This window comes from Butyrivibrio proteoclasticus P6B7, assembly GCF_000622085.1.
In the GTDB taxonomy this organism is placed as follows: domain Bacteria; phylum Bacillota; class Clostridia; order Lachnospirales; family Lachnospiraceae; genus Butyrivibrio; species Butyrivibrio proteoclasticus_A.
In genome coordinates this window covers 40,741-52,238 of the sequence record NZ_KK211396.1, presented here as the reverse complement: position 1 = coordinate 52,238, position 11,498 = coordinate 40,741, and the positions used below count along the sequence as shown (strand labels likewise).

The following is an 11,498-nucleotide window of genomic DNA, read 5'->3' as shown; positions in this document are numbered from 1 at the left end:
TCTCTGATGGCAGGCTTGATTTGTGACTTTCCTTGTTTTAAGCCTACCAATTATAAATAACATTTCCTGAATTCTATTTCTCCAGAATATACCCCAAACCCCGGACGGTCTTAATAATCTTTGGAGCCGCTGGATCTTCCTCAATCTTGTCGCGAAGTCTCTTGATATAGACGGTAAGGGTGTTGTCATTGACGAAGTCACCGTCCACATCCCACATATCTGCCAGCAGCTGATTACGGGAAAGAACTACTCCCCTGTTGTTACAGAATGCAAGAAGCAAGCGGTATTCAAGGGCTGTGAGTTCAACCATACTCTCTTTTCCTGAGTCTTCAACAATTCCCACTCTCGCTTCATTAGTGTGGATCCTAATGTTTTGAATCGCCATAACACTAGCGTCCACGGCTGTTTTTGAGCCATGTTCAGTCTTTTCAAGTATTCCAACGTTCCCGCCACTAACTGTCTCGCAGTCACTTCCTGGGCGATTCCCTGTGCGTCTTAACACGGTCTTGATCCTGGCCATCAGTTCATTGATCCTGAAGGGCTTACAGATATAGTCATCTGCACCCATCTCAAGGCCCATGACCACGTTGACCTCAGCGTCATTGGCAGTTAAAAATATTACAGGCACATCCTCTTTTTCCTTGATGAACTGGCACACCTCGTAGCCATTGCCATCAGGAAGATTGATGTCTAAAATACACAATACAAAAGCACCTGCCGCAAATGCAGCAAGCGCTTCTTCTTTAGATTTAACGTGGGTCACCTGATACCCTTCCTTTTCAAGAGAGTACTTAAGCCCCATTCCTATAGCATCATCATCTTCAAGTAGTAGTATCTTCATACACAAATCCCCAGAATGCTCAAGCATTCATCAACATATCAACAATTTGATCTGCAAAATGATACACAAACTCCGTCCCCCAAGGGCTCAGAACGTCAGGTTCACATTTCCGTAGATCATCAGTCTCAGAATTCCCAGCACTGCCAGGTGCAGTGGATAGTAGATGTAAAAGAACCATTTCATCCACTTGGCCTTACCACGCTGGCCGTTGTAGAAGTACAGAACTGGATACACCATGAGAATTCCTATTTGAACTATAGCGTATCCTTTGCTGACAAACAAGTAGGAAACCAATGCGTAAACAAAGGTCCAGCCTATGATTATACCCATCTGTGCCTTCAAGTTTCCTCTTTTACCGTACATGTAGACGATACAAAGAACCGCAATGCAGCTCCAATCCGCAGGAAACGCACTGAATATCAACACTGTTGTAATGATGAATTTCAGGGCATTTGAAAACTTGGCATGCTCATGCATATACAAGATCACAACTGCTATGAAAAGAGGATACATCACACTTGTTCTATTAAAGATTCCGCCAGTCAAAGGATTAAGCGGAATACCAAAGCCAAAGCAGTACGCAAAGTGTGATATCACTGCAAATATTCCAAGACGCAGCATGTACTTCTTAACATTCTTCGTATAGAAATAGCCCTCACACACAAAGAACCACATGATTGGCGCCGTCAACCTTCCAATACCATGAAGCATCATGGGCACCGGTTCAATCGGAAATCCCGGAAAGAATATATCCGTGAAATGATCTATCGTCATCGCCACAATCGCAATAAGCTTCAATGCATTAGAATTAAGGCCAAACTTCTCTTTAAAAGAATTCATAAAACTAACCTTCCAACAATTATTTATCTGATAAGAGCTATTTCCAAATAGCTTTTTCATTTTTTAAATCCCTCGTTAGATCATTCTCATGATCGCATTTACCAAACTGTCATACCAATTGATTCCAAACTGAGTAAGTATAATTGTGATGGCAAAGAAAATAATAAAGAAAAGCATTCCCGGGTTCAGGGCAACTGTTCTGAACCTAAGGTCTTTTTCAACTTCCTCAGCATAGCTTTCAAAAACAAATTTATTTCTGTTAACTATCATCAGCACAATTCCAGTAATAACTATGGCCAGGACAAAGAATCCCATTACAATCATGGCTGCATAATCTTCCACGTGGGAAGTGAAATACTCCATATAGCCATCCACATCGCCATTATTAAGATATTGCTGCAATTCTGGTGCATTTACACCCCTCATCATCACATTGGTAACAAAGAGGCTAAAGCCGTTCAGGAACATGTGCAGAATAATAGTGTAAAAGAGCTTTCCTGTTCTCATGTAAATAAATGCATAGAACATACCAAGAGCTGTTGCGTATACAAACTGTATGAAGTTACCATGGAACAGGCCAAACATAAAGCCAGAAACAAACATAGCTGCCACTTCGCCATAGCCTATCACTCTGTCGATAATGAATTTCCTAAACAAGAATTCCTCGAATATTGGTGCCAATACAGCTACAATAATGATCTGCTCTATGGGTGAAAGATCAGATACAAACTCCACAATAGGATTAACTCCACCAACTCCCGTTGTTTTGCCAACATACACATTGATATATGCCCCAAGAAGGTTGGCAATATACATGATTGTGTATGTTATAGGAAGGCATGCCAAAATTTCCTTTATTCCAAGACTATTCTTAGGAATATCAAACTTAGGAAGCTTTCTTATCATCAGATACATAAGCGGATACAGTATCACAAAGCGAACCGCCATATCCAATAGATTAAGACTGTGACCCATCAGATATTCACCATTAGTAATTACTTTATAAAGAGCCATCACCACCAGTAAAAGCACCAGATAGCCCAGATACATAAGCGTATAGCTCATTCCGATCCTGGAATAAGTCTTTCTCGCTTTCATTATATTTTCCTGCATAATACCGCCTCCTCATTTCTTTTCATAACCTTCATCCTCATTCTTTCTAGATTATACAATACAGCATGCATATGTAGCATGTGAAGATTACACTTATTTGTATTTCTTTTACACTTAAAAAGAGAGTTGCCTGTTTCTACAGTTCTTTTACCTCTCGACCTATGCTATAATGTTCCGTAACTGCGAGGGGCGCAGAAATGTTATTGGTGGGAGGAATCTATGTTTATCCAAACAGATAAGAATATTATTGATCAGAAAGAACGCCATGATGAAATGCTGGAGGATAATGGTTTTGGCAGAACTATGCCTGAGCTTGCCCAGTACAACATGATGGCGGTTTTTCTTAGATGGGCATATAACAAAGATCTTATTTCTGAGGCAGCTTATATCGGCGAGCCAAGGTTAAGAGCGGCTCTTGATGGAGCAGGAGATATTAGAAAGCTTCTGGCTGAGAGTCCATATTTCCATGGGTGCATAACCTATGATCATATAAAAGACGAGCTCAAGCCCTTTGTAACGGCTCTATACAAATTTGGTGGATGGAATACTGATTATCTTGGTTGGGCCAATGCATACGCCCGTCAGTATTTTGGCAATGAAAAGATGAACGAGAATTATTTCTACTATACGGCCTATCTTTTTGTTCCATACGATGATAATTTCTATAACTATTTTGCTGATAAATTTGATCTTGAATGGAATAATCCAGCTCCCAAGCTTTTGGGCAAGTCAGTGGGAAAAGAAATCCTGGATGACATAGTAAATACTATCTGGAGTAAGACAGAGATTGAAACCATCAGAATTAATGTAACTAACGGAGATACTACGCTGACCTCCAGTAAGGCTGGGGGATATCCTTATTGGCCTAAGGATAAGGAATTTATCTCTTTTGGCGAAAAGGTGTGTCCAATCCTTGTGGCTCAGATCAACCTAAGGGATCTTAAACATGAGAAGTTCCCAGACCACGGACTTCTTCAGTTTTACGTGTCTCCTTACGATGATCTTGGTATGGATGAAAAGCATTACAAGGTTGTTTACCATGAGACCATAGATGAAACTGTTACAGAAGAGGATGTTAAAAAACGCGGAATCCTGGCAGGAAGTGATGTGTATGAGGAGTACTGCATGTTCCCTGTTGGAGGATGCTATCCAATGACATTTAACAGGACAACGGAGAGCATCAATTACCGCACGGGCGAAGTTTCTGATATTGTAGAGGATATTTTAACAAACAAGTACAACGTAGTACTTGGTGAAAAGAACTGTTGGGACTATTTATCAGATGCGGATGAAGAGTTTATAAGCTCCAAGCTTCCAAAAGGCGATTCCCATCTTCTTGGCTATGCTGCCTTTACTCAGTCAGACCCTCGTTCCTACGATGAAGAACTGGAACGCTATGACACAGTTCTGTTCCAGCTCGACTCTGAATTTGGTCATGGCATCAATATTTCAATCGGCGATTGTGGAATCCTGAACTTCTTCATTAACCATGAAGACTTAGAAAACAAGAACTTCGAAGACGTTCTCTTTAACTGGGATTGCTATTAAGAGTCAGTGGGGACGGTTCTTGTTGACTCCTTTTGCGAATGATATGTATTGTCAGAATGTGGCCCAGGGGGCCTGCCATATCTTTACCACTGCTCGCGTTAATCTTGCTGTGAGATTCTAAGGCTCATATTAGAAAAATGTCTCATCTCATTATATTCGGGACACTCAACATTTTTCTAATATTTCACCTTGAATCTCATCAGCAACATTAAATGTCTCGCATTGATAAAGATATGGCAGGCCCCCTGGGCCACATTTCTGACAAAATCAATAAATGAGTAAAGGAGTCAGATAGAACCGTCCCCGATGTCACCCGATGTCATCCCCAGACTTCTTCAGCGATTTCTTTTACAAGTTTGAGCTTTGCCCACTGCTGCTCTTCTGTGAGCTTATTGCCAATCTCACAGGATGCAAAGCCGCACTGCGGGCTTAAATAGAGGCGATCAAGTGGCACGTACTGTGCTGCCTCATGAATTCTGTCTATAACTTTTTGCTTGTCCTCAAGGACAGGAGACTTTGTAGTAATAAGGCCGAGTACTATTTTCTTATCTTCTGAAACCTTGGAAAGTGGCGCAAAGCCGCCAGATCTTTCATCATCATATTCAAGGAAAAGAGCATTCACATTCTCTTTTGCAAAAACATAATCAGCAACGGTATCATATGGGCCGCTGGTGAAATAGGTTGAGTGGTAATTACCTCTGCAGATATGTGAATTGATGACCATGTCTGCTGGCTTTCCTTCAAGGGCCAGATTGTTCACTTTAAGAAGCTGCTCTTTTACCTGTTCAAGGTCTATACCAAGGGCCTTGTATCTCTGCTTGGCAGCATCGCCAACGATAGCTCCCCAGGTGCAGTCATCAAGCTGAAGATTGCGGCAGCCTGCATCATAGAACTGCTTAATAACATCGCGGTAAGCGGCAGCAATGTCCTGAATCAGCTCCTCGTTATCAGGATAGAACTTGCGAGTAGCTTCGATATTGACTGGAACGATCATCTGCTGGAAGGTCTGAGCAGGCGCTGGAATTGTATACTTGGCAACGGTGTTCTCATCCTCAAACTGCTTAAGGAACTTGAAGTACTGAACAAATGGATGAGCCTTAGCCTTGATCTTACCAACAAGATAGGTGTCATCAAGAACAGCCAGCTCGCCGCTAAACTGAACGCCATTACCTGTGGCCTTGTGCTCTACTCCCTCAAAGCCCCACATAAAATCCAGGTGCCAAAAGCTTCTTCTGAACTCTCCATCTGTTATCACATGGTATCCCAGCTCTTTTTGCTTGTTAACAACCTTTGTAATCTCTTCATTAACCACCTTGTCGTACTGGTCCTCGCTGATAGCTCCTGCAAGGAACTGCGCTTTAGCCTCCTTAAGGGCCTGTGGTCTTAAAAAGCTTCCAACAAAATCATATCTAAAGGGTGTCTGTAAATTACTCATTTCATCAGCCTCCTCAAAGTGTGATTATCGCGCGCATTAGATTCTATGCAGAATCATAGTCCTACCATGTTAGTAGGTAAAATATATATTTCCTTAGTTTGTCCATAGATTTTATCTATGGCTATGTGATAAACTAGACTAAATTCTATATTTAGATAATTGCTACAGATAATTCAATCAGTCTGAAATTTAATAGTAATGTTAAAAGAAATCTCTTTTTACAGGAGGGATAACAATGACTCTTAAGCAACTCCAATACGCAGTAACCGTGGCAGAAACTGGCAACATCACAGAGGCGGCAGCAAAGCTCTTCATCTCCCAGCCAAGCCTTACCTCTTCCATTCACGAACTGGAAAAAGAATATGGCATCACTCTCTTTGCCAGGTCCAACAAGGGAATCGAGCTCACCCCTGACGGAGATGAGTTCATTGGCTATGCAAGGCAGGTTCTTGAACAGACTGCCCTGATTGATGAGCGCTACAATGGAAAAGCCCAGGGAAAGCAGCGCTTTTGCGTATCCTCTCAGCACTACTCCTTCGCTGTGGAGGCCTTTGTAGAGCTGCTTAAGAAATATGGAAAAGATAAATATGAGTTCCACATGCGTGAAACCCAGACCTACGAGATTATCAATGATGTGGCTCATCTTAGAAGCGAGATTGGAATCCTGTACTTAAACCGCTTTAACGAAACCATAATAAAAAAGACTCTCCGGGATAATGGTCTTGTTTTTGAGCCATTATTTACCGCAAAGCCTCATATTTTCATTGGAAAGAACAATCCTCTGGCTTCAAAGAAAACCATCTCTCCAAAGGATCTGGCCCCATATCCTCGTCTTTCCTACGAACAGGGAAGTCATAACTCTTTTTACTTCTCCGAGGAGATACTGAGTACCCTTGATTGTGACAAGGAGCTGGTGGTCTGCGACAGAGCCACACTCTTTAATCTGCTGATTGGTCTACATGGATACACCATCTGTAGCGGTGTCATCAGCGAAGAACTGAACGGCCCTAACATTATTGCCAAGCCCCTTAAGGTGGATGACTACATGGAGATAGGCTACATTCTCCCAGCCTCTATCCATCCATCGCCCCTTACCACCAAATATATCGAAACATTAAAGTGGACCATCAATGGCAGTTCCAGCCGCTAAAGATGATCCACTAAAGAATTTATCAGCCAATCTGTAATTGTGCCCAGGTGTCAGAAGGTACCAGACCGATGTAGGTCTTTCCTCTGTTCACCATGATCTCTACGCCCTCAGCGTAGTAGTAATGTGTGATTCCTGTGGCGCTACTCTTACTCCAGGTAATTGGAAGAGCCTTACCGTTTGTGATGTAATAGCCTGTGCCTGAGCCTACCACGTTGTAGGTAAGATAACCATTCTTATCAAGCACGTTAAATGAAACATTCTGAAGGATTACGTTCTTGAAGGTCAGGACCTGTCCGTCTTCTGCGTCTGTATGCAGCATTCCGTACTCGTAATAATCATAGGTTCGTGTGCCAGCATTGAAAAGGAGCTGACTCTTATTGTGAACAAATACGCTGGAAAGATTCACTGTATTTGCCACCATCTCACTTGGCAGATCCACGTCATTATCGTTAAAAAGAAAATGTGAATTTCTCTCAGGTGCTGCGGTGTAGGTAGTAGGAATGCCAGCCTTTGCAAATCTGTTCACCAGCTCATTTCCAAAGACATACTCAGTAAACTCTGTAGGTTTACCATTCTTGATTCTGGTAAAGCCGCCGCTTAAGTTAGTAGCGTAAGGCTGTGCCAGGTAATTCTTGATGTAAACCGGGCCGCCATCGTGGATAAGTACTGCATTGTACTCACCAGTAAGGATAACGTTGGTGGTTCTGGTACTACGGATACTGCCTGTCTGTCCAAGATTGGTCCAGTCCTTGTAAAGGCACATAAGTCTTGTGATTCGGCCATTAGCTGTACTGTTCATCATCTCATAGACGATGTCAGCCTCTCCAACGCCGTAGTGAGCAAGGGCTTTCTTTTCGTTGTCCACCATGATAGCTACAGGTCTTTGATTCACAATGCTATCATCGATGGGAAGTCCCGTCAGCTCTGATGTGCCGGCATAGGCAGTGATAGAAAGCATAAAAGCGCTAAATACACTAGTTGCAACTGCAAGAACATTTTTAAGACGCATACAATACTCCTTATCATTTTCCTCATATTTGTATAATTATCATATCATTATTTTTGTACCGAAAGCGACACTTTTCCTAATATGTTATACTAAAAAGATACAGAGGACTCTTTATACAGGAAACCCTGTATCGGAAATCATTAATTTGAGAGTATATTCAGGACGATAATACTCCGCTATAAACAAAGGAATGAATCTATGGAAAAAGAAATATTTGATAAAGAACAACAGCACTTAACCAGCGTCTATGACAAGCTCCTTGCCATGAAGAAGGATCTTGATTCTCAGATCTCTGCCCTGGATGAAAAGGCTATTGATGATAAGAATGACATTCGCGATAACATCCGCTTCGACTATGCCGACGCAGAGACCACCATGGAAACTCTTGCAGAGATCGAGGTTTGGAACCGCTATATCGATACCTACAACGTTGAAAGTAACTCCCTTGGAATAAGGCGTGACACAGTTAATAAGCTCCTGGCATCTCCATATTTTGCCAAGATCAGTCTCAAGTTTGATCCATCAGAACCAGAAGAGGATTACTACATCGGCCGCGCTGCCATCTCAGAAAACGGCTATGATCAGATGATCATCGACTGGAGATCTCCAATTGCCGAGGTTTACTACAACCAGGAAATGGGCAAGACCCAGTACACCGTAGAAGACAGAGTTATCCCTGTTGATCTTAAGAATCGCCGTCAGTTTGACATCAACAAAAACAAACTGATCTCATATTTTGATACCCAGATTGCCATTGAGGATCCTATGCTCCTTAAGTCCTTGTCTTCTACCCATTCAGACAAGATGCAGGCAATTACTGCAACTATCCAAAAGGAGCAGAACACTGTCATCCGTTATCCTGACGTTCCTGTTCTTCTTGTAAACGGTATTGCAGGTAGTGGTAAGACTTCAGTTCTTTTGCAGAGAATTGCATATCTCTTTTACCAAAAGAGAAAGACCCTTCGCCCTGATCAGGTGTGCCTCATGACCCTGAATCCAGTGTTCCGCGACTATATCGACAACGTTCTTCCGGACATGGGCGAGACCAATCCTGTAACCCTGACCTGGCGCGAGTTCCTGAACATGGTCAATGTGCCATTTGCAGTGGATGACTATGATTACACAGAATGTGAATCACTTCAAAAGATAATTGATACTCTGCCAACTCTCACTCCTGAGGAAGAGGATTTCATTGATATTCGCCAGAAGGAAAGACTGGTGATGACTAAGGAAGATGTTCATGCTGTAGTTAAGAGATTTGGCCACCTTCCTATGGGCAATCGTCTCTTCCAGACCGCTTCTGACGAGCTTGAACAAAGAGCTAAGAACATTCTACACAACATGGCTGATGAGCATGATGATGAGGAGTCCGACAGCACTTCCAAGTCTGAGAAGTCTGAAGAAAACAGAATTGAGAATGATTTTGGCGGCGCTCTTAAATGCATAAGACACTGCGGCTGGATCAATGTAACCCACGTGGCTCAGCGTATTCTTGGCGTTGATAAGATCACTCCTGCCCAGTGGATCTTCACCAAAATGGCCCTTACAGGCCTTTGCGACCGCAGCATGAAATATGTCATGGTGGATGAAGTTCAGGACTACACCAAGGCTCAGCTTATGGTCCTTAGCAAGTTCTTCCCTAATGCCAAGTTCATGCTCCTGGGTGATGAATTCCAGGCAATCCGCGAGGGTACAATTACATTTTCTGAGATAAAAGACATGGCTGATGCAGCTGGCAAAAAATTCGTGGAACTCCCACTTATGACCAGCTACCGTAGTTCACCAGAAATTACAGACATGTTCGCAGCACTTCTTTCTGATGATAAGAAGATGATGGTTTCCAGCGTTAAGAGACCTGGGGAGAAGGTAGAGACTATCGCCTGCGCCACAGACGCAGACTACATAAAAGAACTAAATAAAGCTATTGCAGATGCAGACAAACAGGAAGGTCTTACTGCTATTATCTGCAGAAGCCAGAGTACAATTGAGAGCATCCTTGCTAACCTTGGCGAAGAAGCACCACAGTTCATCACAGGCCACGACAGCCTTCCTAAGTCCGGCGCCTTCCTGATCGAACTCGCCCTAGCCAAAGGCCTTGAATTCGATAACGTCATCCTCGCTGACGCTGACAAAACCTCATACCCAGACACCGAACTGGGCAAACACTGCCTCTACACAGCCATGAGCCGTGCCACAAGGCACCTGACCTTACTATCTAAAAACAGTTAATTACAGAGACATGGCTGATTCTGGAAACAGAAAAAGATTTGGAAATAATGCTTAATTCGGAAATGCTGATAATCTCGAAAAATATCATAAAGGCCACAAAGGCCAATACGACGGTTCTCTTTAACTTCTTTTTTTGTTCAAAGAATGAATTGTGTTTTTGAGATGAGCCTGGGGGCTGCTGCTATAGATTTATCAATACGAGACATTTGCACGAGTTGTAGAGTTTCACAGTGAAATATCAGAAAAATGTCGAGTGCTCTGAACGACTGTGAAATGAGACATTTTTCTGATATGAGCTGATGAAAGTCTAAACGAGTAAACGCGAGTATTGGTAAAGCTATAGCAGCAGCCCTCAGGCTCATCCAAAAACACATTCAGAATTACCAAAGAATTAAAGAGAACCCTCGTAGCCTTTCTCTTTAAAGAGGCGCATCATTTCGTTTGTTAGGCTGTAGTTGGTGGTCTGGAGGACGATATCCTCCGGCGCCACCCACTCAGCATATTTAAGCTCTGATTCATCCATTCGGATGTCCTTATCCCCATCCACATCGCAGTAGAATCCTGCCAGAATATCTGAGGCAATTCCCCAGGGCTGAGACTTGTAGTAGCGGATATTGGTGACCTTAAGGCCAACCTCTTCCATAACTTCGCGCTTTACAGTCTCTTCCAGCGTCTCACCAATCTCTGTAAAGCCAGCCACCAAGGCATTCTGGGCAAATCCAGTTCTGTACTTGGTAAGAAGAATTCTATTACTCTCCTTATCCGTCACACCAATAATAACCGCAGGATTGATTCTTGGATAAGCCTTGTATCCACAGCAGGTGCAGACTCTGGCTCTCTCAGTATCATCATTCTTCATGGGCTTTCCACACTTGCCACAATAAGCCTGGGATACATACCACTCATAGAGATGGAATGCAGTGTACATGGCAAACACATAGTGCTGAGGCTCTTTATTCTCTCTTCTGATATTCTGCATCAGATAGTATTTATAGCCGCAGCCCTTATCATCAGTAATCTCAGGCACTTCCTCCTTAAGGTCAACAGGCATATAGAAGTCATCCTCTCCAATGGAAAAGAGATATGTGAGCTTATCATCCAGCTTACTGATAACATCCACGCCTTCCTTATCACCAGCATTTCCAAATCTCTCAAGAAAATCTCCCAATGTAGGGAAGAAAAAAGTGTTGTCATCGCAGACCTTAAGCAGCACTTCTCTCTGACTTATCTCTCCCCGCATGACAATGAGTAGACTTTTCTTGTCAGCTCTTTTGCCAGGGTCATAATGATTATTAAATTCCAATGGAAAAATATCCTGTAGCATCTACCTGTT

The 11,498-nt window shown here is 42.7% G+C and carries 9 protein-coding genes; 3 read left to right on the top strand and 6 right to left on the bottom strand.

Annotated elements, in window-relative coordinates:
• Positions 1-73 precede the first annotated feature (73 nt).
• From T541_RS0117550 to T541_RS0117540, 3 genes are all read right to left on the bottom strand, one after another.
• A complete protein-coding gene (locus tag T541_RS0117550; protein ID WP_026653873.1) occupies positions 74-841 on the bottom strand; it encodes a response regulator transcription factor in 768 nt (255 codons plus the stop codon).
• A gap of 87 nt (positions 842-928) precedes the next feature.
• Positions 929-1,681, bottom strand: a complete 753-nt coding sequence (locus tag T541_RS0117545) for a TraX family protein (protein WP_026653872.1) — start codon at positions 1,679-1,681, stop codon at positions 929-931.
• A 75-nt stretch (positions 1,682-1,756) separates the two neighbouring features.
• The gene (locus T541_RS0117540; RefSeq protein WP_026653871.1) at positions 1,757-2,794 is read right to left on the bottom strand and encodes a CPBP family intramembrane glutamic endopeptidase; all 1,038 of its coding nucleotides are present in this window, start codon (positions 2,792-2,794) and stop codon (positions 1,757-1,759) included.
• 219 nt (positions 2,795-3,013) lie between these two features.
• Between T541_RS0117540 and T541_RS0117535 the strand changes: the two genes are divergently transcribed.
• A complete protein-coding gene (locus T541_RS0117535) occupies positions 3,014-4,342 on the top strand; it encodes a YwqG family protein (protein ID WP_026653870.1) in 1,329 nt (442 codons plus the stop codon).
• 319 nt (positions 4,343-4,661) lie between these two features.
• Here T541_RS0117535 and T541_RS0117530 read toward each other — a convergent pair whose 3' ends face one another.
• Positions 4,662-5,777, bottom strand: a complete 1,116-nt coding sequence (locus tag T541_RS0117530; RefSeq protein ID WP_026653868.1) for a 5-methyltetrahydropteroyltriglutamate--homocysteine S-methyltransferase — start codon at positions 5,775-5,777, stop codon at positions 4,662-4,664.
• Between the two features lie 235 nt (positions 5,778-6,012).
• Here T541_RS0117530 and T541_RS0117525 point away from each other — a divergent pair, with 235 nt between their 5' ends.
• Positions 6,013-6,927 (top strand): LysR family transcriptional regulator, encoded by a 915-nt coding sequence (locus T541_RS0117525; RefSeq protein ID WP_026653867.1) that lies wholly within the window; start codon positions 6,013-6,015, stop codon positions 6,925-6,927.
• A 22-nt stretch (positions 6,928-6,949) separates the two neighbouring features.
• On the opposite strand, the gene T541_RS0117520 is transcribed toward T541_RS0117525, so the two are convergent.
• Complete coding sequence (locus T541_RS0117520) at positions 6,950-7,936, bottom strand: DUF3048 domain-containing protein (protein WP_026653866.1); 987 nt, start codon at positions 7,934-7,936, stop codon at positions 6,950-6,952.
• A gap of 198 nt (positions 7,937-8,134) precedes the next feature.
• Here T541_RS0117520 and T541_RS0117515 point away from each other — a divergent pair, with 198 nt between their 5' ends.
• Positions 8,135-10,165: a HelD family protein gene (locus T541_RS0117515; protein ID WP_026653865.1), complete on the top strand. Its 2,031-nt coding sequence runs from the start codon at positions 8,135-8,137 to the stop codon at positions 10,163-10,165.
• A gap of 391 nt (positions 10,166-10,556) precedes the next feature.
• Here T541_RS0117515 and nudC read toward each other — a convergent pair whose 3' ends face one another.
• On the bottom strand, positions 10,557-11,489 hold the full coding sequence (gene nudC, locus T541_RS0117505; RefSeq protein ID WP_026653863.1) for an NAD(+) diphosphatase: 933 nt from the start codon (positions 11,487-11,489) through the stop codon (positions 10,557-10,559).
• Between the last annotated feature and the right edge of the window lie 9 nt (positions 11,490-11,498).

Bases quoted from the DNA above. Each gene is read 5' to 3' on its own strand.
- T541_RS0117550 (WP_026653873.1), bottom strand. From the start codon at position 841: ATGAAGATACTACTACTTGAAGATGATGATGCTATAGGAATGGGGCTT.
- T541_RS0117545 (WP_026653872.1), bottom strand. From the start codon at position 1,681: ATGAATTCTTTTAAAGAGAAGTTTGGCCTTAATTCTAATGCATTGAAG.
- T541_RS0117540 (WP_026653871.1), bottom strand. From the start codon at position 2,794: ATGCAGGAAAATATAATGAAAGCGAGAAAGACTTATTCCAGGATCGGA.
- T541_RS0117535 (WP_026653870.1), top strand. From the start codon at position 3,014: ATGTTTATCCAAACAGATAAGAATATTATTGATCAGAAAGAACGCCAT.
- T541_RS0117530 (WP_026653868.1), bottom strand. From the start codon at position 5,777: ATGAGTAATTTACAGACACCCTTTAGATATGATTTTGTTGGAAGCTTT.
- T541_RS0117525 (WP_026653867.1), top strand. From the start codon at position 6,013: ATGACTCTTAAGCAACTCCAATACGCAGTAACCGTGGCAGAAACTGGC.
- T541_RS0117520 (WP_026653866.1), bottom strand. From the start codon at position 7,936: ATGCGTCTTAAAAATGTTCTTGCAGTTGCAACTAGTGTATTTAGCGCT.
- T541_RS0117515 (WP_026653865.1), top strand. From the start codon at position 8,135: ATGGAAAAAGAAATATTTGATAAAGAACAACAGCACTTAACCAGCGTC.
- nudC (WP_026653863.1), bottom strand. From the start codon at position 11,489: ATGCTACAGGATATTTTTCCATTGGAATTTAATAATCATTATGACCCT.